13 protein-coding genes are annotated in these 26717 nt (G+C 52.3%); 7 read left to right on the plus strand and 6 right to left on the minus strand.

Annotation, left to right across the window (positions count from 1 at the left end):
* Positions 1 to 1478: 1478 nt before the first annotated feature.
* From AC6I7T_RS26955 to tnpA, 4 genes are all read left to right on the plus strand, one after another.
* A complete protein-coding gene (locus AC6I7T_RS26955) occupies positions 1479 to 2627 on the plus strand; it encodes a GGDEF domain-containing protein (RefSeq protein ID WP_497790901.1) in 1149 nt (382 codons plus the stop codon).
* A gap of 187 nt (positions 2628 to 2814) precedes the next feature.
* On the plus strand, positions 2815 to 4320 hold the full coding sequence (locus tag AC6I7T_RS26960) for a GGDEF domain-containing protein (protein WP_497790902.1): 1506 nt from the start codon (positions 2815 to 2817) through the stop codon (positions 4318 to 4320).
* 86 nt (positions 4321 to 4406) lie between these two features.
* On the plus strand, positions 4407 to 5366 hold the full coding sequence (locus tag AC6I7T_RS26965; protein WP_497790904.1) for a diacylglycerol/lipid kinase family protein: 960 nt from the start codon (positions 4407 to 4409) through the stop codon (positions 5364 to 5366).
* A gap of 772 nt (positions 5367 to 6138) precedes the next feature.
* Positions 6139 to 6570: an IS200/IS605 family transposase gene (gene tnpA, locus AC6I7T_RS26970; protein ID WP_497790905.1), complete on the plus strand. Its 432-nt coding sequence runs from the start codon at positions 6139 to 6141 to the stop codon at positions 6568 to 6570.
* Between the two features lie 317 nt (positions 6571 to 6887).
* Here the strand turns inward: tnpA and AC6I7T_RS26975 are convergent, their stop codons facing one another.
* The 4 genes from AC6I7T_RS26975 to AC6I7T_RS26990 form a co-directional block, all read right to left on the minus strand.
* On the minus strand, positions 6888 to 8192 hold the full coding sequence (locus tag AC6I7T_RS26975) for a hypothetical protein (RefSeq protein ID WP_497790906.1): 1305 nt from the start codon (positions 8190 to 8192) through the stop codon (positions 6888 to 6890).
* Between the two features lie 72 nt (positions 8193 to 8264).
* The gene (locus tag AC6I7T_RS26980; RefSeq protein WP_497790907.1) at positions 8265 to 11423 is read right to left on the minus strand and encodes a TonB-dependent receptor; all 3159 of its coding nucleotides are present in this window, start codon (positions 11421 to 11423) and stop codon (positions 8265 to 8267) included.
* 1883 nt (positions 11424 to 13306) lie between these two features.
* Positions 13307 to 16561: a TonB-dependent receptor gene (locus tag AC6I7T_RS26985; protein ID WP_497790908.1), complete on the minus strand. Its 3255-nt coding sequence runs from the start codon at positions 16559 to 16561 to the stop codon at positions 13307 to 13309.
* A 197-nt stretch (positions 16562 to 16758) separates the two neighbouring features.
* Positions 16759 to 17862, minus strand: coding sequence for a hypothetical protein (locus tag AC6I7T_RS26990; protein WP_497790909.1), 1104 nt, complete (start codon positions 17860 to 17862; stop codon positions 16759 to 16761).
* Between the two features lie 309 nt (positions 17863 to 18171).
* On the opposite strand from AC6I7T_RS26990, the gene AC6I7T_RS26995 reads away from it, so the two are divergent.
* On the plus strand, positions 18172 to 18936 hold the full coding sequence (locus tag AC6I7T_RS26995) for an FtsX-like permease family protein (protein WP_497790910.1): 765 nt from the start codon (positions 18172 to 18174) through the stop codon (positions 18934 to 18936).
* Between the two features lie 712 nt (positions 18937 to 19648).
* On the opposite strand, the gene AC6I7T_RS27000 is transcribed toward AC6I7T_RS26995, so the two are convergent.
* Together AC6I7T_RS27000 and AC6I7T_RS27005 are read right to left on the minus strand one after the other, a co-directional pair.
* Complete coding sequence (locus AC6I7T_RS27000) at positions 19649 to 20449, minus strand: DUF1868 domain-containing protein (protein ID WP_497790911.1); 801 nt, start codon at positions 20447 to 20449, stop codon at positions 19649 to 19651.
* Between the two features lie 188 nt (positions 20450 to 20637).
* On the minus strand, positions 20638 to 24096 hold the full coding sequence (locus AC6I7T_RS27005) for an outer membrane beta-barrel protein (protein WP_497790912.1): 3459 nt from the start codon (positions 24094 to 24096) through the stop codon (positions 20638 to 20640).
* A 251-nt stretch (positions 24097 to 24347) separates the two neighbouring features.
* Between AC6I7T_RS27005 and AC6I7T_RS27010 the strand changes: the two genes are divergently transcribed.
* Together AC6I7T_RS27010 and AC6I7T_RS27015 are read left to right on the plus strand one after the other, a co-directional pair.
* Positions 24348 to 25745 carry a hypothetical protein gene (locus tag AC6I7T_RS27010; RefSeq protein WP_497790913.1) on the plus strand — a complete coding sequence of 466 codons (1398 nt, stop codon included), beginning with the start codon at positions 24348 to 24350 and terminating at the stop codon, positions 25743 to 25745.
* Between the two features lie 109 nt (positions 25746 to 25854).
* Positions 25855 to 26673: a hypothetical protein gene (locus tag AC6I7T_RS27015; protein ID WP_497790914.1), complete on the plus strand. Its 819-nt coding sequence runs from the start codon at positions 25855 to 25857 to the stop codon at positions 26671 to 26673.
* The last annotated feature ends 44 nt before the right edge of the window (positions 26674 to 26717 follow it).

Genomic DNA, 26717 nt, shown 5'->3' on the forward strand with positions numbered 1-26717 from the left:
TCGTGGCATTGTGTCAGGGATGGACTTCAGTCCATCCGCCGCAATTTTTGAGGAGTTTGACAGACATTCTCGGTAACAGATGCAGCGTGGAATTGAGAAGGCCGAATAGTTGCAAGGTTCAGTTTGAGAGTATCTTCGCTTGTGGAAGCAGTGACCCAAACGCGCACACTGGTATAGGTTCAATGCTTTTGTTTTTCCGTCACATGTGTTACCGAAAATGTCTCCTTTTTCAAAGAAGACTGTTTTCGGCAGGCCTAAAGGCCAGCCCTGACACACAGCAAAAGCCAATTCGCCTCTAAGATTCTGATTTTGTACACGATTTTCGGCTGTCATCGACTAAGAAAATGTAGAAACTCTAGAACCCAGTCCTGACGGACTGGGCTGACGTTTAGCACCGGCCCCTTGGGCCTATTCCTTTCCGTCGAGCACTCCTGCTGTATCTGTAGAAGTCTGGAGATCCTACATCTCTCGGATTGTTTCCCAGCCAAGCTTTAACTAAGTAGGGATAAGAGAAAGGTGGAAGTTGTAATCTTTCTTTCTCTCGTAGGGAGACTACGATAGTAGCCCATGATTCCGCTCGCTTGCGCTTCGCTTCGTCCTTGGCTGTTTTCGAGTTCTCCCTTCCGGGAGAAGATATCTGTTGGTTTGATCTTTTTGCTTGATGAGTAATGTGCTATTAACTGTTACTTAATTCTCGAGTGGAGACGGCGTGCGCTGGAGCGAAAGGGAACTGCCCGTACTTATTCTTCTCAGATCATTTCTTGTGCGCTACGACACCTCTGGTTGCAGTTGTTGATGCGAGCAAAGATTACAGCAATGTGAAACGGCTTCTTTGCAGATCATTTCAGAGTCCACAGCAACATTTCCGGCGTACCCAGGTTGATGCCCCAATCGGAGTGCATGGACATCGAGTGGTTTTGGCATTGCCCTGTCCGATCAAAGATTGGTCAGGTGACGCTTCCTGTCGCGGAAAGCGGCTTCAAGCTTCGTGGCTGGTGGATACAGCTACGGAGATGCTATAGCTTGATTTTTTCGGAATGTTACATCCGTAACTATTACTCTTGTGCATTAACTAGCCGTCCCCCGTACCGATGGGGCGGAGCTTTTCATCTTTAGTCATATGCGTTTCAGCACGGATATGTGAGAAACTAAAGAAGTGAATCAGTTTACTTTTTTTGATTACTGACCGGATCAGAATCAATGTATTCTTTGAAAACCCCCGCTCCAGGAATTCCATTCGTAGAACAAGTTTGTTTTCCCCACAGATGGAATGTGGGCTGAATCGTATCCGCTTCGTTGGTAGCACAGCTTGAAGTAATAGCCTGATCTCGGGACCAGACTCTACAGCAGTTGTGAGACTTTTTGAAACTCTTTCATTGCGATTCTCTTGAGTGGTTTTCTCTTTCTTTTCTGTTCCTTGGGACGACTGAGGGAATTTCTGCAGTCTTTGAAGCTCGGGGAGGCTTCCAGATCTAACAATGTCGATACGGCTTGTCATTTTCGGATACATGCTGAGCCTTATCGCGGCTACGGTTGGTTGTGGCGTAATTGCAAGAAGCCGGGCCGTATTTCCCGGCCTGAGATGGATGCTTGCTTCGGTTTCGTCCTGCCTGGTCGGGGTGATACTGCTCTTCTGCCGCCATCTGATTCCGGACTTCCTGTCCATAGTGGTCGCAAATGAGCTGTTGCTCGGCGGACTGGTCTGCCTCCATCAGTCGATTACGGTGATCCTGAATGTCCGGCACCGGCGCTTCCTCTGGGTAAGCATTGTTCTTCTGGCGATTAATCTGGCCGGATTCGTTTACTTTACTTATTTCCTTCCCGATCTGGCAGCGCGCATCTTTGTACGTTTTTCCGCTTCTGCCATCCAGGTTCTGGTCAGTGCTTTCGTAGTCTTCAAACACGAAGATCCTGTGCTGCGGTCGCCCTTGCGGGTTGCGGGCTGGATGCTGGTCGTGTACTACCTGTTGAACATCTCGAGGCTGGTCGGTACGAAGATTTCGCTCCAGACCCAGGACCTGCTCAATCCCGATCCCTTTCAGGCCTTCTTTTCCATATTGAATTGCGTGATGGGGCTGTGCTGCTTCTTGTCTGTATTGTGGCTTGCTTTCTGGGCTCAGCGGTACGATCTGCAGACGCTGGCATGCACCGATGGGCTTACGGGATTGATGAATCGGCGCGCCTTCGATGAAATGATCCCCAACGAGATTTTGCGTAGCGATCAGCTCCGGGAGCCGCTGGCGCTTCTGATGGTGGATATCGATTCTTTCAAGGCGATCAACGATGATTTCGGCCACCTTGTGGGGGATGAGGTGATCCGGCAAGTGGGGGTAATGCTGCAATCCAGCTCCCGCACTGGCGACATGGCCTGCCGCTACGGTGGGGAAGAGTTCGTGATTGTGCTGCGCGACCTGACTCTCGATGGCGCGACAGCGGTGGCGGAACGGATACGCGCACAGATTGCCGGTATAGAAGACCTGCCGCATGGAATACAGGTGACAGTGAGCATCGGCATTGCCGTTCATGAGCCTGGAGATACAACGGAAACCCTGCTGAAACGCAGCGACGATGCTTTGTATTACGCAAAACGCTCGGGCAGGAACCGGGTGAGAGTGGCGCTGGTCTGAAGAAGAGGCTTCGACGGTTGCCGTCGTATGCTGCTTCCCTGGCCGATGACTTCCTTCGATTGCCCGTTGTGAAGAGGGATATCCCCCGGGACCCTGCTGTCAAAACACGCCAAAGACTCGTCGTATTTTGATCCCATCAACAGGGGGAGGGCGGACGCGCGGTCCCTATAATTGAAGTTTGGTGGTTATGCAATCAGGCCTGTCTTTTGGTGGCGAGTTCGAAGTGCAAGAGGTGGAAGCACGGTTCCTGACCGATCACTTGCCCGAGTTCGTTCGTCAGGTAGGCTTGTGCCTTCGTTTTGTCATCCTTATCAATCTGCTTTTCCTTCTGAGTGACTGGCGATTCTACGGCCAGCAGCACTTCTGGTACGCCATGGCTGCACGAGGGCTAATGGTTCTGCTCTCCGCAGCCGGAATTCTGCTTCTTCCCCAGGTTAGGAGCCTCCGCCAATATCTGGCGATTTGCACGGGGTGGATGGTCCCGGCAATACCGGCGTGTGCCGTTCTGGTCTCTCCGCACACTGACCTGGCCCTGCTGGTGATCTTTATTCTGCCGGCGTTTTTCTATCTGGCGATTCCTGTACGTTTCGTTCTGTCGCTGATCTTCGGAATGAGCTGCAGCGTGATTACTTTGGCCTCCTATCTTGCTCCCAGGCCCTGGTCGAGTGCGAATTTCGGACTGGTGGTCGGTATGACGATGAGCAATGTTGTCCTGGCACTTGTCCTGCGCCAGGGAAAGCGATTGCGGCGTATGGAGTGGGCGGCAACACAAGCAGAGCGTGCTGCCAAGGAGAAGCTTTCCCGTGGTCGCGACATGTTGCAGCGGATGCTCAAAGCCATTCCGGCTCCCTTGATCCTTACCGATCAGGAGAGCGGCCAGCTTATACGGTTCAACGATGCAGCGGGAGAGTATTTTGGCATTGGTCTGGATGCTTCGCTTCGGCTTGAGAACTGCCTGGATCCTCAAGAATGGACAAAGCTGCTTCTCCGCGTAAATACCGATGGCCAGGTTACAGGTTTTGAGACGCGGCTCTATTTCCCCGATGGCTCGATTCGGGATGTGCTGATTGCAGCAACGACCATTCTTGCCGACGATACGGAAGCGCTAATGACTGTCTTCGTCGATATCACGCGACGGAAAGAGGTAGAGGCCATCATGGAGAAGATGGCGAATACCGACCCTCTGAGCGGTTTGCCGAATCGTGCCAGATTCTTCAACGTTGCCGCAGCAGAGATAAAGCGGGCTCAGCGTTGCCATTGTCCGCTGGCTGTCTTCATGGTGGATATCGACTTCTTCAAGCGGATCAATGATACTCACGGACACAAGGTAGGCGATCTGGCCTTGCAGGCATTTGCCGAACTTTGCCGGACCTGGGTCCGCCATCAGGACACGGTGGCCAGACTGGGTGGCGAGGAATTTGGTCTGCTACTACCGGATACAGACGTTTCCAGCGCATTGGTTCTGGCCAACCGCTTACGGACCGCCGTCGAGGGGCTGAGAATGGACCGGCTCATGGCTCCAATTACCATCAGTATCGGGGTTGCGGAGGTTCTTCCCGGTGAAACGACGGTCGATGCTGCGCTCTCCCGTGCCGATCAGGCGCTCTATACGGCGAAGAAAACGGGGCGGAATCGTGCTGTTCTTTATGCCCCGATTGAGACGGCAACCTCCCACAGCGCCGGACATCGGTAACAGCGCCGGTTGGTTTTCTCTGCTTTACTTGGCCGTAAAGATGCCGCATTCTTCTTCCTGCAATAAAAAATGGGTAGCATTGCTAGATGCGCCGGATCTTGCTTTTGGCCAATCCTCTATCGAAGTCGCGTGCCGGATGGGACCTTCCCAGCGTCGTTCGCGTCTTTGAAGAGGCGAACGTTCAAGTAGAGGTTCAAGAAACGGGGCCAAACCGGGCTGCAGGCGGCAGTGCGCGGCGGGCGGCGGAGCGAGGGCTGGATGCCGTTATCGTCTGCGGAGGCGATGGCACTGTTTTCGACGTCGTGCAAGGACTTGCCGGAATGGATGTTCCTTTGGGGATTATTCCTCTAGGGACAGGGAACGTTCTGGCGCAGAATCTGAAGATTCCTCTAAAGCCTACGGAGGCAGCGCGCTGGCTGCTTTCGTCGGTTCCCCGAACGGTTCCTTTGGGCAAGCTCTCCTGCTGTAGCGAGTCTGGCACCGAAACCTGGTTCTTCGCAATGAGTGCGGGCATGGGCTTGCATGCCGCGATGATGAAGGTCACGCAGCGGAACGATAAGGTTCGAACCGGACGGTTTGCCTATTTCGCAGCCGGACTTAAGCTGCTCGTCTTTTATCCGCTGCAACCCTTCGATCTGGAGATTACGACGGTAGACGGGGAGATATTACAGCGTCGAGCCTCGGAGATGATTGCTGTGCGGGTTGCGGAGCTGAATCTCTGGCGGCCGGGTGGCGGCTTGGATTTTCCCTTTCTCCGCCTGGCCACGGTTGAGGGTGTTTCGCGTTTGCGGCTGGCGAAGGCCTCTTTTCAGGCGTTATTTCTGGGGGCGGGGCAGCGGAACAGGCGATTCAACGGAGAGGCCGCGGCCTGCTATGAAGATGTCCTTCGTATCGAGTGCAGGCCTATTGCGGGGATGGAGTACCAGGTTCCTATTGCAGTCGAGGCCGACGGAGAGGTCTTGGGAGTCTTCCGCGCAACGATTGAAATGGCCGGAGTAAGTGTGAAGCTTCTGTCTGCACCGGATGGGATCGTATCGTCTGTATAGATTCGTTTTTCGGGGGGGCCAGCACTCACGTACCGGGCTATTAATGTGTCGTTCCTTCGGAACTCCTTTCCCTGTAGTCCGCCTGCGTCCGGATGTAAAGGATGATGTCCTATGCCAGGTGAAGTCGGGTTCTTTCTTAGTTTCGGGTGAGCAGTATCTCTTGCGGTTGTGACAAATCCAGTCCCGTAGGGACGCTACAATCTTTAGCCCGGCACGTGAGTGCCGGGAACTAGAGTTTCTACATTTTCTTAGTCGATGACAGCCGAAAATCGTGTACAAAATCAGAATCTTAGAGGCGAATTGGCTTTTGCTGTGTGTCAGGGCTGGCCTTTAGGCCTGCCGAAAACAGTCTTCTTTGAAAAAGGAGACATTTTCGGTAACACATGTGACGGGAAAAACAAAAGCATTGAACCTATACCAGTGTGCGCGTTTGGGTCACTGCTTCCAAGTCGAGGATACTCTCAAACTGAACCTTGCAACTATTCGGCCTTCTCAATTCCACGCTGCATCTGTTACCGAGAATGTCTGTCAAACTCCTCAAAAATTGCGGCGGATGGACTGAAGTCCATCCCTGACACAATGCCACGACTCAAGTTGGGCCACACGTCTTACCCTCTCACTTCTCTTAATTTTCTTTCTCTAAATGTAGAAACTCTTTAGCCCGGCACGTGAGTGTCGGGAACTGGAACGTCAAGGATGTCGAGTCCCGTTAGGGACGGTACAATCTCTATCCCAATATGAACAAATGCTGGGTAGGATAAGAGTTACTACAATGTCCAGCTCCTATGTCAGCAATCACGTTCACATAGTTTTCAGTACCAAAAACCGGCGCAGGGTTATCGAGGAAGAACTTCAACCGAAACTATGGGCATATATAGCGGGGATTTCTGCTAACTACGGAATGAATGCAGTTGCTATTGGCGGAATCGAAGATCATGCTCATGTGCTCCTCAATCTAGGGGCGACTGTTTCCATAGCCAAAGCCGTCCAGGTATTGAAAGCCAATTCCTCCCGTTGGATGAATGAGCACCGGGGGACACGGTTTGAGTGGCAGGAGGGGTATTTTGCCTGTAGCGTCAGTCAATCGCAGATTGCTGCCGTCCGAAAATATATCGCGGAACAAAAGCAGCATCACTCCAAGATCGATTCGATGAAGGAATTTGAGCTCTTATTGAAGAAGCATGGAATCGAGTTGCCGGGTTGATGTGCCGTCCCTGAACGGGACTCAGGAGTCTTGAATCTCCGGTTCCCGGCACTCACGTGCCGGGCTATTGCTGTACCGTTCCTTCGGAACTCCTTCCCCTGTAGTCCACCAGAGTTGGAATGTAAAGGACGATGTCTTGTGCAGGTGAACTCGGGTTCGTTCTTTTAGCTTTAGGTGGTTGGGTCTTTGACATCGGCAAACGGATCAAGTCCCGCAGGGACGCTGCAATCTTTAGCCGGGCACGTGAGTGCCGGGAACAAGAGAGACCAAATTCGGAGTCCCGTTAGGGACGACACAAGGTTCTCACCACTCCCGGGTTATAAGTACGCTATTTCCTCGGGCCCATCCATTAACCTAGCAGGTGCGTAGTTCGGAGCTGTCTCCGGTTCATCGAGAAAGGCATTAAAGAGTGCGGTGAAGAGCCCTTGTTTCTTACTCAGCCGCTTATTCCTTTCACGAAGAAAATCGAAACGGAAGGGCGAGCGCCGCTCTATTTCCTGCAGAAAGCTTTCCGAACAGAATTGGTAGGAGTTTGCCACGGCTCCGACGATCAGGGAACGCCAGCTCATCTTCAGTAAGTCCTTCAGCATTGCTGAACCGTTTGCCAGGCAATCCATCCTGTTGCCCACTTGTTGACTGAAATTCAAAAGCTGGTGAACGAGCTGGTCCAGAGGCATCCCCTGGGTTACTGCACGGGTAAACAGAGTTATCGAGCCGCGTCGTAAGTCCTCCTGCACATCCTGTAAGTCATCCCCTAATTGCAGGAGCACTCCCCATTCAAAGGCGAAGCGGCTCTCCTCTTTGCTCAGCCAGCCATGAGAGAGGCAGGCATCGGTCAGAACCGAACTACCACCTTTTGCGCAACTTACTTTCAGGATGTCTGCTTCTTCACAAAGTTCCTGACTCCGCAACTGTGCGATGCTCTCTTCTTGTGCGCGGTGGATTGCATAGAGGCAATCGAAGACTTGGGGATATTCCAGTCGGGGATACTGTCTTTCGATCAGACCGACCATCGCCCAGATGGCGCTTTCATGGTGATTCTCGGCTGCAATCCCTTCTCCGCGTAGTCTCTGGAGAAAACGATGGCTGAAGTAGAGCTTAGTTGCAGCGGAAAGATCTTCCCGGTCGAGATAGTTATCACTGTAGGGATAGAGCATGCTGTATCCCAGAATGGAGGAAGTAAGCTCCATGGGGTCTCCGAGCAGAGGCTGCATCCCGCAGGCGGTCCAGGCATTCCGGCAGGCCTGAACAATACCGGGCATGCTCAAGGTTGGATCGAACTGGCGAGCCCAGCGCGCCAACGTGGTGCCTGCCGGCAGAAAGTCATTCGTGAGGAGATCAATTGCATCTTCCGATAAACCCAGAGCAGAGGCTGAAAAGCGGGCGAAGGAGGCGGTGACCCGATCTTGCGTTGTCACCCGGTCGGACTTATTTTTCGCTGCAAGCCGTGCTTCCTTCTCGACATCCCGCAGGGCCTGATCGTAAGTCTTTTCCCGGCGTTGCTGGTCTTTTCCGTTATAGAGAACGACTCCGGGAGACGACTGTGAGTCGCAGTTCTTCCAGATTTCGATGGTTTGCGAAACCTGTTCCTGAAGCCAAGGCCAGCTGTAGCGCTCATCCATATTCAAGGGATACGGATGGTGAGAGCTGGGAGTTCCACGTTCTGGAACATTTCGGCAGGTATGGCTATTCCGTCAAAACGACAGCTTCATTACGAGCTGAAGGGAGCGCGGCCCGCCTTGTTGATACAGGGGCCCGGCGGAGCCAAAGCTCTGGTTGAGCATTAGTTTGGATTGACCGAAAAGCTCGTCGGTAAGGTGTGGATCGATGTATCCCAGATCGGGGTGATTAAAGAGGTTGAAGGCTTCCATCCGTGTCTGTATGTCTAGTGATTTATAGATATGGATATTTCTCCGCACCGCAAGGTTGAGTTGCCAGGCTGCGAAACCGCGAAGCGTATTTCGCGAAAATGTTCCCGGATCGTTGCCGGTGGGAAGCTGGAAGGCCGGAACTTCAGCCTCCGGCCCGCCGTTGAATACGCGCTCATGAGGATATTTTGTTCCTGTCAAATAGAAGGGGTTACCCGGGATGAGGTTTACCCCGCTGTAGTATCTGTCTCCGGTGCAAGGATCGATGAAGAGGTTTCCAAGCGGAGTAACAGGGAAGGCCGATCTTGAGAAGAATCGTCCATCGGCACCCCAGCGGCTCAACATGGATCTGTATATCCAGCCATGGGTGAAGTTAGGGCCGTCCCAGGAGAGAGCCATCTGGAGGTTGTTACGGACATCGAAGTCGGAGTTCCCATGCTTCAAGGGGAAGGCCGGACCAGTGGAGCCATAATCCAGTGTGTGGGAGAAGGAGTAAGCGGCTAGCGCCTGTATTCCACGTGCGAGAGAGCGTTGAAATTTCAGCTGCAGAGCTTGATAGTTCGAGGTGATCTCTTCCGGGAAATAGTAGACCTCTCCAATATTTGTTCCTGCTGGATGGATACTTTTGAATTGACTCTGAAGCAAGCGCCGTCCGGAAGATCCAACATAGGAAGCGGTAATCATCTGATTTTTGCCTAAGGTTTTCTCCAGCGAGAGATTCCAATGCAAGGCGTAAGGAAGCTGCATATGGCGGGGAAACGCATAAGCGATCGTGGAGACCTCAGGTGCTTGGGAGGTCAGGTCGAAGTCGAAGAGAGAAGTTGCAACAGGCACAGATACGTTTTGGGTGTAACGTGTTGCCGAAAAGCCTTCGGCGCTGAAGGCTCCGACAGCAGCTTGGTTAGCCATGTCGAAGAAGGCTCCGCCACCTGCACGCAAGATGACTTCTCGTCCTGCACGGTCATCGATAACCCAAGCCGCACCCAGGCGTGGAGCGAAGTTATACCAACTGGTGTGCCAGAGTGCAGTGCCTCTTGGAGCCAGCGTCAGGGTAGCGGGAGATTGCAGGTTGCCTAAGACAGTGTAGGCATTTCTTCCATGTGCCGCACCCGGCGGCGGGTTTACTTCCCAACGGACTCCAAGGGAAAGGCTAAGCGGTTTTGCGATTCTCCAATCATCCTGAACGAAGGCTGAAAACTCATTCCAGACCGGAGCCGCTGGCGTAGCTTTTGTGATCGTCAGACTGGAGGTGCTGTTGTTTACCATCGCTTCGCGGGTGAAGTAATTTGCCTCCAGAGAAACAGATGGGGGTGTGATCTCGGAAACCACATTCCGATAATCGAGGCCGAAGCGGAAGAGATGATTTGAAGCCTGCAAGGTGAAGGTATCTCTCAGGTTCCACTGCCTGAGAAAACTTGCCGTGTTATCGGTATTGATGAAAGATTCGCCTATTCCGGGGATGCGAATGTATGCTTCGGAGCTTGCCAATCCTTGCGAGTTGGGGATGCCGAAAGATATATTCAGGTTTTCTAGCGCATAAGGAGACCAATAATAGGTGTAATACTCGTCGGTAAAAGTATTTATACGGGAACGGTTTCTTGCATAGCCGAATCTGAAGTCGTTCGTTCGAGTGGCTGAGAGCTGAGCCGTTATTCCACCGATAAGTGTTCTGGTCTTTATCCGTGAGTCGGTTACCGAGGAAAGATGTATGGATTTGTTCGCACTGGGGCTCTCATTCATTCTCAGGAAACCGGAAAATCTAGAGCCGAAGCTGTGATCGAAGCGTATGCTTGCCGCATGCAACTGACCGGGCAATGGTATGGTTCCGTAAGCATATTGGGATAACCCATCCCTGTTATCCCAATTCGGTCCAACAGCTAATGGACTGGGGAAATGACCAAGAACCGGACGTAATGAGTCAGGGACTTCGGTCTGCAGCTGAAAGTCCGGTGTGTACTCCATAGTCGGAGGATTCAGCTGCGAGGCCTCGAGCTTTTCATAGGAGCCGAAGAAGAAACTTCTGCTGCTACCTTGAGAACCTTTTGTAATTGCAATAGGGCCGCCCAGGGTCCCACCAAAATCATCCTGATGGAATGAGAGTGTGCTCCATGCCGAGTTGTAGCGGGTAAACCAGTCAACTCCATCGAAGAGACTGTCACGGACGAAGCCATACGCAGTGCCATGAAAATCGGTTGTTCCGGATCTTGTTAACAGTGTGAATTGTCCACCCGGGGTGCGGCCATACTCCGCTGAGTAAGAGGAATCGAAGACACGGAATTCCTGCAGCTCATCGACAGAGACGAGCCCCTGCGTTGTTCCCACGGCGGTAGTGCCCTCATATCTGCCTGTACTGGCGAATTTGCGATGGCCGAAGAGTGGACCGGTGCCAATATCTGCGGAGATGCCATCGATAATGAAGGCATTCTGATCGGGCCGTTGTCCATTCAGGCTGAAATCTCCCGGGCCGCTTATCTGAGGATTCTGCGTTTGAATGCCGGGAGTCATGGAGATCAGGTCCTGAAAGCTGCGCCCATTGAGCGGCAGATTGGCGACAAACTTTCGGTCGACAACAGTACTGATAGCGGCATCTGTGGTGTTGAGCGTCATGCCGGAGGCATCGACTTTGATTGTTTCGTCGATGGAGCCAATCTGCATGCGAATCAGAAACTGCTTTACGTCACCGATGTTGAGAATGATTCCTGTGAACTGTGCGGTGGTGAATCCGTCTTTCTCAATCTGAAGAGTGTAGTTGCCCGGGATGATGCCGGGCAGGAGAAAGATGCCAAGAGCGTTAGAGCTGGCGTCGTTTTCCGTGCCTGTCTGGATATTGAGGAGTTTGATTTTGGCGTCAGGCACTCGGGCTCCGGTTGAATCTTCTACTGCTCCGGAAACGTTTGCCGTACTTACTTGAGCGTTGGCAACGGCCATGAAATAAGAGAATAAAACGCAGAAGAATGCCGGGCCAAAATACTTAGTCTTTACCATCAGGTTTCTTAATCGAGTGTCTTCTCTATTTTAAAGCGGAATCAGGGCTAGAGTGTCCGATCCAGCAAGGGTTAAGAGCAGCTTTTTTCGACGGAAAAGCTGCGCGATCCTCTGTAGCTTGCGGATACATCTACCCTGATTCCGCTCTAGTGCTTGCAACTGGGCACTTCCAGTCAATATGACTGATTGTTCAAGGAGTTCCCGGATGTCTGATTTGTACGGGCGAAGATGAAACACATGCAGATTTCAACATCGGCAGCCGGGCAATGCTGAATGAAATATTGTTCGGTTATCTATTGAAGTCTTTACTCCTCTTCCTTTAACTGAGCACTTCGTGCCGACGTCCCTCAAAGGGAATCCTGGAGGGATGCCAAGACAATAGCTACGGGTGTAGTGTAGCGAAACCCGTGGAGAACAAGGCAAACAAGACCTCCGCCCCGAAGGGGGCGGAACGAATCCTGCTTCGCTGGATTGAGAAAGATTTCACCCCGCCACCTTCCGGGGCGGGAAATATTTTGTGTTGTATGTAGCATCCCTCCGGGACGCTCTCTGGCGTTTCTACATTTTTCGAGCTAGTAATTGCAGAATCTTAAGCACAACGAAAGTCTTAAAGGCGAATTGGTTTTTGCGGTGTGTCAGTCCCGCACCGGAGCAACCGACCCGCGATAAATGAAACGGGAGGTCGGATTTTGATGATTCTTTATGAGGGGTTGCGAATGTGTTTTGAAGCATTGCATCGGCCCTTAACAGTAAGGGAACAATACCTCCCGGAGGGAGCGAACGAAAATAGCCCCGTGTGGAGCGTAGCGGAACGCGGGGTTCGCAATCCCATTCAATAGATCCGCCCCGGCAGGGGCGGAACGAATCCTAATCTCCTCACCTAGGATTTGTGGAGGATTTCGTGCCGCCACCATACGGGGCGGCGAGACGTGAGGGGGCTAACCCAGCGCTCCCGTCCGCAAAGCGGACTCCGCGCGGGGCTACTACCGATTCGCCCCTCTGGGGCGAAGTGCTGGAGCTTCTATCTTTCCATGCTAGTAATTGCAGACAATTTTGAATATAACCAGAAGCTCAAAGACGAATTGGCCTTTGCCCTGTGTCAGTCCTGCACTAGGGTAGCCGACCCGCGACAAATGAAACGGGAGGTCGGATTTTGATGATTCTTATGAGGGGTTGCGAATGTGGTTTGAAGCATTGCACCGGCGCTTAACAGTAAGGGAACAATACCTCCCGGAGGGAGCGAACGAAAATAGCCCCGTGTGGAGCGTAGCGGAACGCGGGGTTCGCAATCCCATTCAATAGATCCGCCCCGGCAGGGGCGGAACGAGTCCTAATCTCCTCACCTAAGATTTGTGGAGGATTTCGTGCCGCCACCATACGGGGCGGCGAGACGTGAGGGGGCTAACCCAGCGCTCCCGTCCGCAAAGCGGACTCCGCGCTGGGCTACTACCGATTCGCCCCTCTGGGGCGAAGTGCTGGAGCTTCTATCTTTCCATGCTAGTAATTGCAGACAATTTTGAATATAACCAGAAGCTCAAAGACGAATTGGCCTTTGCCCTGTGTCAGTCCTGCACCGGGGTGGCCGACCCGCGATAAATGAAACGGGAGCTCGGATTTTGATGTTTCTTATTAGAGCAAAACCAGCGTTACTATGTCCTATCCAAATTCGGCGATGTGCAGGTTTTCTTGACGAAAAACCTGCGTAGGGATTTGTGGCTCGGGATACACCTACGCTGGTTTTGCTCTAGCCCTGACACAACTCCGGGATGCTTTCCCGACATAGGAATAATGCAGGGAGAAACGAAGACTGCTTTCCTCTCTTTCACTGTTCCTTATTCTCTTTTCCTGCCTTTCTGGTCATGAAGATGAAAACCTCATTCTATCTAGAACGAAACCTTCATGACGAATTGAAGAGAGCGGGGACCGCCTTGCTGAAAGAGAGGACTTGAAGAGCCGAAGCTTTGGTTCAGCATCAGAGTTGCCTGTCCAAAGAGTTCGTCTGTCAGATGCGGGTCGACATAGCCGAAATCGGGATGATTGAGAACATTGAAGGCTTCTGCCCGTAACTGCATCTTCAGTTGATGAGGAAGATCGAAATCTTTTCGGAGAGCCAAATTGACTTGCCATGCACCAAAGCCGCGGAGCGTATTACGAGAGAAGTTTCCTGCTTCTCCTGCGGCAGGAAGTTCAAAGGCCGGAACTGTAGTATTCGGTCCTCCATTGATGAAGCGCCCGCCTGGATATTGAGGACTGTTCTGGTAGAGCGGTCTGCCTGGGACACGATTGACGCCACTGTAATAGCGCTCCCCGGTAGCAGGATCGACAAATACATTTCCCAATAAAGTTATCGGATAAGCAGAGCGGATAAATAGCCGTCCATCTACTCCCAAGTCGTTCCACAGATACTGGCCTAAGGTCTTGGGATATCGACTCGATAACATCTTTGAGTATCGATCCGGCACTACCTTTGCGTACCGATCCGACAGCATCTTTGCGTATCGTTCGGGCAAGAATTTCGACGATGTTGCGCGATCCCAGGAGAGTGCCATCTGGTAGTTATGGCGAACGTCGTAATCGGATGAGCCGCGTATTAGCGGGAAGAGTGGATAAGTCGAACCATAGTCGATGGCATGGGAGAGGGCATAAGAAGTCAGCATCTGCAGCCCCGGTGCGACGGAACGCTGAAACTTCAACTGCAGCGCTTGATAGTCGGAGGTGATGTTCCGGGGGAAATAAAGAACTTCTCCGATCTGCGGGTTGGCTTTGCTGATATCTGTCGACTGGCTCTGCAATAGCCGTTTCCCGGCTGCTCCGACATAGGCAGCTGTAAACACTTGTTTCTTCCCTAGGGCCTTTTCTAATTCAACATTCCAGTGCAAAGCATAGGGAAGTTGCAGGTGACGGGGAAAGGCATAAGCACTTCTGGACACATTCGGAGAGGTTGATAGGAGATCGAAGTTATAGTTGGCGGTGGAGAGCGGAATCGCCATATTGGTGTAGTGTGCGGTCGCTGCAAATCCTGCTGCACTGAAGGCACCCACAGCTGCCTGGTTGGGCATGTCGAAGAAAACACCTGCTCCTGTGTGCAGAACCAGTTCGTGTCCCGGCGCGTCTTGGAGCGCCCAGGCTGCTCCGAGGCGCGGCGCGAAATTGTACCAACCCGTCTCCCATAGAGGGGTTCCGCGCGGGGCGAGCTTGAGCGTTGCCGGAGCATGCAGATCTCCGATGACGGTGTAAGCACTTCTTCCATGAGCTTCGGTTGGAGGCGGATTGATCTCCCAGCGGAGCCCGAGTGAAAGACTGAGCTTCTTATTGATACGCCAATCATCCTGAGCAAAGGCTGCAAATTCTTTCCATAGGGGAGTCGCTGGTTTGGCTTTGGTGATTACGACGATAGAAGCATTGTTATCTATCAAAGATTGGCGGTTGAAATAGTTAACACTTAGTGCGAGCGGGGAAGGGTAAATGTGTGTTGTGACTCTTCGATAATCCAAGCCGAAGCGAAGTAGCTGGTGAGCGGTTTGAAAGCTATAGGTGTCCTTGATGTTCCATTGTCTGAGAGAATTCGAGGCGTAGTCCTCGTTAATGAAAGATTCTCCCACCTCTGGAATCCTGATGTACAACTCGGAACGCGTCGGACCATCATTGCTGTATAGTCCCAAAGTCGAGCTCAGGTCCACGGGCGTTACTCCTCCCGCGCCACCTCCTTTGTATGCATATTGGAGGGAAGGTAATGTATCCAGGTGAGAGTAGCTCTCTGCATGACCAAGCCTGAAGTCGTTACTTTGATTGTTGGTGATTTGTGCGGTGTTCCCGAAGGTAAGGGTTTCGGTGCTCATCTTTGTGTATGACAGAGAGGAGAGATAGCGGGTCTGCACGTCGCTTGGTGAACGATCTAGCCTGAAAAAGCTGGATATCTTGGGCGTAAAATTGTGATCGATCCGAATACTTGCTGATCCTATATGGCTGGGTAAAGAATATGCGCCGAAAGAATAGTGCGCCAATCCGAGTTCACTATCGGGGAAGTAATCTTGTCCTGGAAACATATTGATGATGGTTTGCATCTCCTCCGGAAGCAGTTTTCGGGTGGAGAAGTCCGGAACGTACTGCACCAGTGGAGCGCTTGGTTGCGATGCTTTGAGTAGCCGTTCATAGGAGGCGAAGAAAAAAGTCTTGTCCGATCCCGGATAGATCTCTTTCGGAAAAAGATGGCCTCCTAAGGTTGCCCCGTAGTCTTGTTGGTGAAACGATACGCTGGAGTCTGCCTCGTTGTAGCCGGTGAACCAGTCCTTAGCATCGAGAACATTGTTTCTCGTGTAGGCATAAGCGCTGCCATGATAGGTGCTGTTTCCGGCACGCGTTAGTAGCGTGAACTGTCCTCCCGAGGTGCGCCCGTATTCAGCGGGATATGAGGAGTCAAAGATGCGGAACTCCTGAAGCTCCTCGATGGAAACAAGCCCTTGCGTGGTGCCTAAAGCCGTTGTTCCTGCATATCTGCCCGCGCTGGCAAATTTACGATGTCCGGAGAGCGAACTTGTCCCGATGTCTCCCGACACTCCGTCGACGGTGAAGGAGTTCGAGTCCGGCCTTTGCCCGTTGACGCTGAAGTCTCCCGGGCTGCTGATTTGCGGGCTCTGCGTCTGGACGCCCGGGGTCATGGAGATCAGATCCTGGAAGCTCCGGCCATTGAGCGGTAGATTGGCGACAAACTTTCTATCGACGACGGTGCTGATTGCTGCGTCTGTTGTGTTGAGAATCATTCCGGAGGCATCGACCTTGACCGTTTCGTCGATTGAGCCGACTTTCAGACGGATCAGAAACTGCTTTGCATCGCCGATGTTGAGAATGATTCCGGTGAACTGCGCAGTGGTGAATCCCTCTTTCTCGATCTGGAGGACATAGCTTCCGGGAATTACTCCGGGTAGAAGGAAGACTCCGTATGCATTGGAACTCGCATCGTTTTCGGTCCCGGTTTCGGTGTTGACGAGCTTGATCTTGGCATCGGTAAGCCGGGCACCGGTCGAGTCCTCAATTACGCCGGTTACGTTTGCTGTGCTGACCTGGGCGTCGGCTGCGGTTATGAAGCAGGAAATCAAGAAACAGAAAAATGCCGGACTAAAATACTTCGTCTTTACCATTCAATCGCCAGAACCTGAAACACCTAAGAATTCTGTTGCTAGTAGCGCGAAGAAGCGGAGTGCCTCTATTCATGGTTTCCTGGGCACCTGTACTCCTCTTGATTTACCTGACGACCTCCACCTATAGAGTAAAGAGTCGGTTTTCACCGAAATCTACCCTCAGGATTGAATTTTATTTTATAGCTGGTGAATATCGATTATTGAAGAGGGCAGGGATCGATGTGGCACTGGATATTTACCGAGAGCTTCGGCATGATGGTTTCGAAATCAGCTCCAAAGACATAGATCAGATTCAGCTGCTTCAGTTCTTCAACTGTTTTACGCATTAGGGCGTTTTGCTTTTGGAGAATCGCGCCAAGGTCTCGCTGGTAAGAGGCTTGATCAGTCCACTGTATGGTGAAGTGCTCGACGGGCTGCCAAGGCATATCCTTGTCTTTGAGACCAAGCCAGTAAGCGATCAGTCTATGACGAGTTTTGGCATTGAGGGGGAGAGCGTGGCAGCACGTGTCTGCTGGATGACCCAACTGTGTTCGGCGGGTACCAATAATGTCCCCATCCAAATCGACGACGGTTGGTCCGTTTCCAGGATGACCATTTTCGATAAGTTCATATTCATAAACGTCAGGCCATCCCCGTAGTGGTTCTTCTGGGAAGTAATCACCAATGGTCATTGTACGTATTCCCTGGTAATTGGAATTAGGAGCTGTAACGATGATTTGTAATTCCTCTTCTGAATTCCGCACAACATAGGCGACAAGATTCTCCCTTCTGTCACCTCTGTTCATCATGGCGAGGATAGGGTTTTTAGCAAGGATCATCGAGGCGATTCGACCGCGCATATTGGCGCCCCAGTCCTCGTCATAGTTGCAAGCCCACATCGTTAGCGTTGTGCGCGATTTCTCAAGCGGATAACGGCTGATGAGGATCGCGGCGTATGTAGGCAAGGTAGGGGCGATATGATCAATTGTCTCCAGAGGAACAACCACATTTTTCTGAATCAGAGCATCCAGAACAGCAAATGCGGCGTTGCGTAGCTCCCGTTGAGATTTGTTCAGGTTCGAGACGCCCGGAGGAATGTTCCACTCATCGAGCAGCTTCGGCATCTCGGCAATAATCTCTTTGTCATCTCTTCTCCGTGCAAAATCGGCGGCCCAGGCAATCAGCTTCGGATTGTTGCTGTGCAGCCAGTCATGAAGAGTACTGGAGCCAACTTTTGTCTCAGGTGAGATTACTGGTTCTTGAGCTCGCAAGGATGAAGGAAGGACTAAAAACAATAACAGCGCATACCAGCAGACTTTCATGAGTACTTTCCTTGCTCTCACTACCTGAGATTGATCTTCTGCCACCGGCCAAGGTCGTCATACCTCATAGACAGCAGCCGGGAGAAGAATGTTCCCGGCGCGTCTGGACGTCTGCTGCCAGAAATGTCCGATTCGGGACGATAGGCATGATACCGGACAGCCTTTCAGTTGTGATTCTCTGTTAAAAGTGGCTGAAATTGAGGCTTTTCCGTATTCCATGTTTGGCGAATGACGTGCTTAGGTTTGAGATAGCTTTTTATACCCAGGAAGGGGAATTCATGGGATACTGCTACGTCCCGTACTGTCGCGGTGGTCAATCAAGAGTTTGTCAGGACGTTCTTTAAGAATCAGAACCCGATAGGACAGCACTTCGGTGCTCCGGGACCGGAGTCAAGTGGAGATTTCGAGATTGTCGGCATTGTGGAAGATACGGCTTATTCGTCTCCACGCTGGAAGCCTTATCAAATGTATTTTTATCCAATGGTGCAACGTCCTGCCAGTTCCGAGCAGCCCATAGAAAAGGATCCAACTCTCTATGCCGGGGCCTTGGTTTTGCAAACGGACAATCCCATAAACAACATGGAATCGATTACCCGGCAGACCCTGGCGAGCATCAATCCAAACCTGACGGTGATGAAGTTTCAGACCTTCAATCAGCAGATTGCCAGCCAATTTACGGATGACATGATGATTGCGCGACTGATGTTGCTCTTTGGAGGTCTTGCCTTGTTGCTGGCTACAGTTGGTCTCTATGGTGTGACGGCTTATACCGTGGCACGGCGCACAAGCGAGATCGGAATCCGTATGGCTCTCGGGGCAGAGCGTACCGGGGTGATTGCCATGGTCATGCGCGGAGCAGTGCTTCAAGCCGGACTTGGGCTGGCAATAGGGATTCCTGTCGCTCTAGTGTGCGTGCGGTATGTGCAATCGCAGCTCTACGAGATTAAGAGTGTAGATGCGAGTGTGCTGACGATAGCTGTTCTTATCTTGGCGGCGGCTGCCTTATTGGCAGGATTGATTCCGGCACGGCGAGCAGCTTCGACCAATCCCGTAGAAGCATTGAGAACAGAGTAGCGAGCCATTGGCTTATGTTAGAGCGCTAAGTCAATCGGGCTCGGTGAGTTGGTTTCTCTCCCGGAGGGAGCAGCCGCTAATGGCCCCGGGTGTAGCGTAGCGGAACCCGGGTAACGTACAGAATAATATTGCCCGCCCCGGAGGTGGCGGGACGAATGCCTGTTCAATCCAGTGAAGTGAGATTCGTTCCGCCCCATACGGGGCGGAGGTTTAGCTAGATGGGGATACCCCGGGTTTCGCTACGCTTCACCCGGGGCTATTAGCTTGGCATCCCTACCGGGACGCCCTTTGCGTGACGTTGGCTGAATATTTGCAAGGTCCCGTTTGATGGTATCTTCGCGCTTGGGAGTAATGACCAAAACGTTCGAATTGGTATAGGTCCAATGCCTGTGTTCTTCCCTTTGCATACGTTACCGAAAATGTCTCTTTTCTCTCAAAGAAGACTATTTTTCGGATGGTCTGAAGGCCATCCCTAATAAGAAACATCAAAATCCGACCTCCCGTTTCATTTATCGCGGGTCGGCTACCCCGGTGCAGGACTGACACAAAGCCTGATCAATGGTGGTAACGGCCGAAATTGCTGTTATATTTCGTTGCTCTTTGTTGATATTCTTCGCAAAAAATGTAGAAACTCAAGCGGCCGGACTAAAAGTCCTGCCCTGACATAAAACCCTCATGCACCTTGATCAATTGGGCGTCGCCTATGGCTCCATCAAGCCAGCTTCATGAACGCCTCCGTATAGAAAGTTGACATATCGGGAAAGGTGCAGAACTCCGGTAGACCCAGTTCGAGCACAGGTGTTGTCTTGATCATGGCTGCGATGCGATTCTGTAGCAGTAGATGATACTCTTTCCCTTCTTCCGGGGTGAAATCTTGTAGGGTATAGGCGAGGGTGATATGAAAGCCGTAGCTTTCGTGATTGGGATCTCGGTGGTTGTACACAGTTGAGAGCTGATCGCGAGTTGCGCGGAGGACTGCTTCCGCTTCAGAATCGGCTCCTGTCATGCGCAGGGTAGCTGCATGACCGAAAGAGAGTGTCTTTTCGGCATCGATGCGGACGCGGAAAGGCAGCTGTGCCTTCAGTCGTGCGCTTTCGAAGCGGGTGCGAACCCGTTGTGTGCATTCTTCCAGAGACGCATCCAGGGGAAGATCCTGTGGCCAACTCGAACGATCTTTCCCGTGACCGTTCGCTCCCGGAAAGATCGTCATGTGATAGCTATCGATTGGCAGAACGCCTATCTTCCTGGCGAAGGAAGCCCTCAGTAAGTATTCACGCAACTTGCTGGCCTCTTCCATAAACCGGCTTTGATGCGGCACATGGCAGATGACAGTATTGCCTGGAAAGGGAGCTACCCGTCCATCGGAGTAAAACTTCTCGGCGCCATTTTTAATATAAATCGGAGCGTTACTGCCTACCTTGAAATAACTGGTCTCTTCCGCTCGTGAAGAAAGAGTGAGGGCGGCAAGGGAAGCCGTCGTTTGATAAAGGAAAGAGCGGCGCGAGTTTATCATCTTTGAATCCTCGATATGTCGGTTGAATGGTGAGAAGGGATTAGTGAAAGAGCCCGCAGACACGAGAGGTGCCCCATACGGTTCGCGTTTTTTGACAAATCGTGTGGGGGTCCCGGAAGGTACGGTCAAAAGTATCTTCAATTGAAGCAGTCGAGCTACCCCACACGACGTTTTTCTGGCGCAAGTTACTAGAATTCCAGACGCAAAGCTACCTGTACCTGGCGCGACGGATAGACGCTCGATTGAGAGTTGGAAAAGCTGCCAAAGCTAGCTCCATCTGTCACCGTAGAATTGGGCACGGCATAATTCGTCGAATTCAGAGCGTTAAAGGCTTCCATTCGGAAGTCAAACTTTCCGAACTCGTTGGGAAGAGGGAATCTCTTGTGGATGCCCAGGTCCAACTGGCCGAAGGCTGGTCCGTGGAATGCATTCCTCGGAGCATTGCCGAAGAGCACATAACCGGCAGGAACGGAGACCTGCCTCAAGTCGAAGTATCCATTCAGACTGGAATTGGTTTTGGTTCTGGTTTTGCCGTACACCGCTTTCACTGTGCTGACAAGATTTGGCCGCAATGTATAGGCTGAGCTGGTAGAAGAAACCGTATAACTGGAGTTGGGTGTATAGGCCAGATTGACAGGCAGGCCGCTGGTGACTACGTTGATTGCCGTCAGCTGCCAGCCGCCGAGGATCGTCTGTTGCCAGGCGGGAGCGTTTTGCCCAAACATCTGACCTTTGCCGAAGGGAAGATCGGCAATGACGGAGAGCGTATCGTTAAAGGGCTGATTATAACTGCCGAGTCCTCGATCTCCCTTGACGTTGAAGATATTCACGGAGGCGCTGTCGCCGGTACCGTTCGCAGCCTCGAGATCGGCGGCGGAGTTATTGATGCTCTTCGACCAGGTAAAAGCATTCGTAAAGAAGAGGCCATGCTTAAATTGTCTGGTCAGCTTGGTTTGTAGCGAGTTGTAAATGAGAAAACCAAGGTTCGATTCTGTAAGAATGTTGGTAAAACCAGAGATCGGACGGCGGGAGAGCTGCGAGGGGCAGTTATTCGCCGTAACTTGCGCAGCGGTGCAGAGCGAGGCCTGGTTGTAATCGTAAAGAGCCGGAATCTCGAGGCCATGATTGCCGACATAAGAAAGTTCGAACGTTATATTTGCCGGCAGTTGCTGCTGCATGGAGAGGTGATAGGCCTGCACGTAGGGGGTCCGGAAGTCCGCAGGCCGATAGCGGGTCTGTGCTTTGGTAGTAGAGAAGTTGATGGCGCTCGCGAAGTTGTTTTCGTAGCCATCCTGTGTGCGGCGGAAGCAGGTGGAAGGATCCTGGGTGAGCGAAGTACAGAGCGCCGACGACGGAGTCTGATCGATTGTCGCATCGATGATATCCGGGCCGTTATATGCAAGCAGACCCTCTCCACCGAAGCGGAAGAGGTGTGCATAGCTGATAGCATAGCCTCCGCGAACGACAGTCTTCGGCAGCACCTGCCAGGCAAAGCCAATACGGGGCCCAAAGTCGTTGTAGTCGGGATCGACGAGCGTGCGCTTTGCGAGCGATCCGTTGCCCACGTAATGGAGCGTGTAGTTTGCAGTGCTGACATCGCTTCCGTTGCCCGCGTGAAGCATCCGATGGTTGACTGGATCGAAGTTGAGCATGTGGTCGTTCTGCTCGTAATCGGGCGTGACGAACTCGTAGCGTAGTCCAAGGTTCAAGGTCAATTTTGGCATTATCTTCCAGTCGTCCTGAACATAGCCCATGTGCCAGTGGCGCAGATAATTGACTTCTGCCACATTGTTTAATTCATAGTGACTACGTGCTCCCCAGAGAAAGTCGGTGAGATTCGCAGCCTGCTTCACAACAGCTGCGCTGATGCCTTTATTGCTGGCAGCCACGTTGCTGAACTGTCCTGCGTACGTATCGGAGCCAAACTTCGGGTGGAAGTCGGAGATAGCCTGAGAGAGCCAGCCAAATTCATAGCCTATCTTGATGCTGTGGCGTCCGCGAAGAAAGGAGTAATTGATCTTCGGATTGGCCTGTGTCGGATTTGTGAACTGTGGATTAGTGGCCTGCTCTCCGAATTGGGTGAAGCCATTTACCGATTGCGTGTTGACGCCGCCCGTGTAAGACGGATCGTTGGGCACATTGGCAAAGCCCAGATCGGCCAGAATATTGTCCTGACCAAGATTGACGGGCTTCTTTCCGCTCGAGGTCCAGGTCTGGCCATAGCGCAACTCCAGAATGGAGTTTGGCGTTACCGACCAGTTATAGCCGGCGACAAGTTGGCGAGTGCGTGCATAAAGGTCACCGTTACTGTTACCTCCGGCCAGTCCGGGGAAAGGCGGAGCCACGGTGAAATCAACCGAGCGCTGGCTGTAACGGAAGAAACCATTCTGGGTAGACGAAAGGATAAAGTCGGCACGGATGTCGCCCTTATCGTCGGTCGTGGTGTTCGGGGCCATGTATTGATAGTTGTTGGCCGTGAGAGCCGCATTGGGTATGTTGGGCGCAGGGAGCAGGCTGAGGACTTTCGTTGCGAGTGGGTTGATTCCGGCGTTGTTGAGCGGAATCTGACCGTTGCCGTAAACCGTCTTTGTAAATGGATTCTGAAGGGTGACGACGTTGCCTGCGGCATTATTGGATGAGCCATCGACGGTAAAGATGCCGTTGCGCTCCGCTGCCGTGGGTAGATTGGCCTGCGTAAGCGTTCTGGCAATGCTGCGCATACCCTCGTAATCGGTAAAGAAGAATAGGCGGTTTTTCAAAACAGGTCCGCCAAAGGTAGCCCCGAACTGGTTTTGCACCAAGGTAGGCTTAACGCCCAGTCCGAGAAAGGGACCGTAGGCATTCAGAACTGTATTCCTCATGTATTCATAAAGACCGCCATGGAAATTCGCCGTGCCGCTACGAGTGATGGCATTGACGATAGCTCCTCCGGCGCGTCCGTATTCCGCGGAGTAGTTGTCCGTCTGAACTTTAAATTCCTGAATGGCGTCGGGGGAGGGAATAACTGCTTCGTTCGAGTACCCCTGATTCGCCTCCTGGTAGGCATTGTTATCGATGCCGTCCAGCTGAAAGTTGTTGGACTGCGAGGTAAGCCCGTTGACGTTATAGGAGGCGTCGCGGGCTGGGAAGGAGGTTGCCTCGAGAGTTGACTTCTTTACTCCTGGTACCAGGATCGCCAGATCGGCATAGGAGCGTCCATTTAGTGGCAAGCTGGTTGCCTCGTGGCTCTGGATTGTCTCTCCACGATCGCTGGTATCGGTTTCGAGTTGGGTGGCCGCTCCGTCCACCATGACCGAGGTGCTGGCGTTTCCGACAGGCAGTGCCAGATCGACTCGCTGGCGCGCGCCGATCACGATTGTAAAAGTCGCCGTTGTGATCGGTTGGAAACCGTCCGCCGTTACAGAGAGGCGGTAATCTCCGGGAGTTACATTTGCAAATTCATATTCTCCCGACGAACCGGAAGTCTTTTCCATTTCGGTATTCTTTTTGACATCGGTGAGTTTAATTTGGGCGTAATGGATGACGGCTCCGCTGGGATCGTGAATAACTCCAAGGACCGAGGCCGAATCAAACTGCGCATGTAGAGATTGAAGGCTGGCGCTCAGGAACAACAGCCAGAATCCTGCGCGCAAGAAAGTCTTCGGCATAAGCCTATTTCGGCGTTTAAAACACACGTGGCTCTCCTCAAACAGGGATTTCTAAAGTAAGTGATCGTGCACGATGTTTCCAGCCTAGTCAGGGTTGCGGATGGGAAGAAGCGATTTTACGGCGAATTGGCTGTCAAACGCGATTATCGTCAATGACTTCAAACAGATAACACGTTTGTAATAGAGTGGATTTAACAGGGAATCGGGCCTGGATTTACGTGATTGTAACCTTTATGGTGTCAGATGAGGACATGGCTGAAGATCGGCTATTGTATCTGCCTCCGGAGCAGGAAAAGAGACGGCTCCCAGAAGAAGCGGATGCAAATGCCCGCGAGGCCTTGATCAACCGCATCTGCAGCTCCCCTGCCTTTCACAAATCTCCCCGCCTTTCTGCCTTTCTTCGTTATGTGTATCGGCTGCAGAAAGAGGGGCGCGGCAGTGAGATCAGCGAGCAGCGCATCGGCTCGGCTCTCTTTGGCCGTAGCAGGGACTATGATCCTGCCGACGACAGTATCGTCCGCTCCCATGCCAGTCGGCTGCGTCGCCGTCTGGAAGAGTACTTCGAGCAGGATGGGGCACGGGAGAAGCTTCGAATTGAGATTCCACGCGGCGCTTATGTGCCGGTCTTCACCGCAAGTCAGGAATTGCGAAGCGAGACCGAAGAGAACTCCATACCCGAGACAAGTGCTCTTTCTTCCCAGCTGGAACCAGAGGAACGGATTGCAGTGTTCGATCCGGCTGCTGTTCAGCCTGACGATGGCGACACCGAATTGCGATCGTGGCTAAGGCGTTTTCAATGGCTCACGTATCTTTTATCGATCTTTTCCCTCGTTGCTCTTGGCTGGATCGCTTACGAGCACTGGAAGAGCACAACCAGCAGCCCGCTGTACAACGTCGAACATCACCTGCTCTGGAGCCGCCTGATCTCCGGGAATCGGAAGACTTTTATCGTCGGTGCCGATAGCGGTCTTGTCATGCTGCAGGGCATGACTCATCAGCGTATTACATTGGCCAGCTATCTTAGCGGAGACTATCTGCGGAATGCGCATGGCCAGGGCGTACCGGATTCCACGTTGATTAGCTTTGGAACTCGCCGCTACACCTCGTTCGTCGACCTGAAGATTTTCGACCGTCTGATGAGGATGGTGGGATCTCGAACCGACCTGTATGAGCTTCGTTACGCTAGAGATCTTCGTTTGGATGAGTTGAAGCAGGGGAATGCGATCTTGCTGGGGACCTATGAGTCAACGCCTTGGGTACAGCTTTATGAATCCAAAATGAACTTTTACTTCCAGAACGATCTTTCGAACGGCATCTTTTCGATTATCAATCGTAATCCCCAGCCAGGGGAGCAGGCTAGATACGACAGTGTTGTCAAGGACCCGAAACGCACCGTCTACGGCGTGGTTGCCTTCGAAGCAGGCTTGGATAAAACGGATAATGTTCTGATTCTTGAAGGCCAATCGATGGCAGGCACGCAGACCGCCTCCGATTTTGTCTTCAACGATGCGCTGCTTTTGCCCTTCCTGAACAGAATCAAGAAGGCCGATGGAAGGATTCCCCACTTCGAACTTGTCTTGCATTCCAACAGCCTGGGTTTTGAAAGCTCCCAGATAGACATCATAGCCTACCGGGTCGAGCGAGATTAGAGCATTTCCGCTACTGGGCGCCACTTTAAGTGTGTTAGCAAACTTCCGGGATCTACCCTAACTTCGCTTCCTCATTTACTCTTATTCTCAAAGAGAATCTGTTACTGCTATGAACTCCCGGACAACTATCTCTCCTCGTCTTGGCAAAGCATTTGCTGCGGTTGCCATTTCCTTTTCTCTATTCTCGGGCTGTGATTTCACTGCAAGGGCCCAGCATGTTGCGTTGGGCTATACCGGGGCGATTCCTGCTTCAGTCGACGACCTGCAAGATGCCTTTCATCTAGGCACTCCTGAGCAACGCGAAGGCCTTCTGAAAAGTCTGGGCGTTGAGCCCAAACTCGCTCACGCTGCTTCTACACAGATGAAAGAGTCTTCGATTCGTGTCGAGAGATTGGATAAGCAAGATACAACACTCGTCTTCCTTCCGCAGCAGATGCCTGAGAGAGAAGCAGCACATCTGCTGCTCGTTCGAAAAACGCAGCCAAAAGGCTGGAAGGTGATCGATGATACCTCTGCACATTCCTGGTACGGAAATATCTCCTATGAACTCATCTCAATTCCGGGGCAGGGCAGCGATGTTGTTCTGATGCATCATCAGGATGCAGGCCACGGTACCGGTATGGTGGCAGAGAATTTGGCCGTAATCGGGATTCACAATGGGCATCTCGTCACTTTAATGGAAACGCAGGAATACAAGCGGGAAGATACTTCCGGGAGCGATGAGAGTATCGAACAGAAGAGCACTCTGCAGCCTTTCCCCGACGGCAGCGTAGAAGAGACTCGTGCCACCTATGACCTCCGGCCGGAGGATAATTCGGGAAGAGAGGTCGAACGGGGCCGCCTTATTAAGATAGAGCGGCGGCGCTGGCGGTGGAATCCCGCTACAAAGAAATTCAAGGCCGGGATCTTTGCGGTCGTGAAGCCTTAATCGGATAGAGCTAGTGTTTTGTACCGCCGGCGTCCCCGCCGGCT

It is taken from the genome of Humiphilus diazotrophicus, assembly GCF_059726315.1.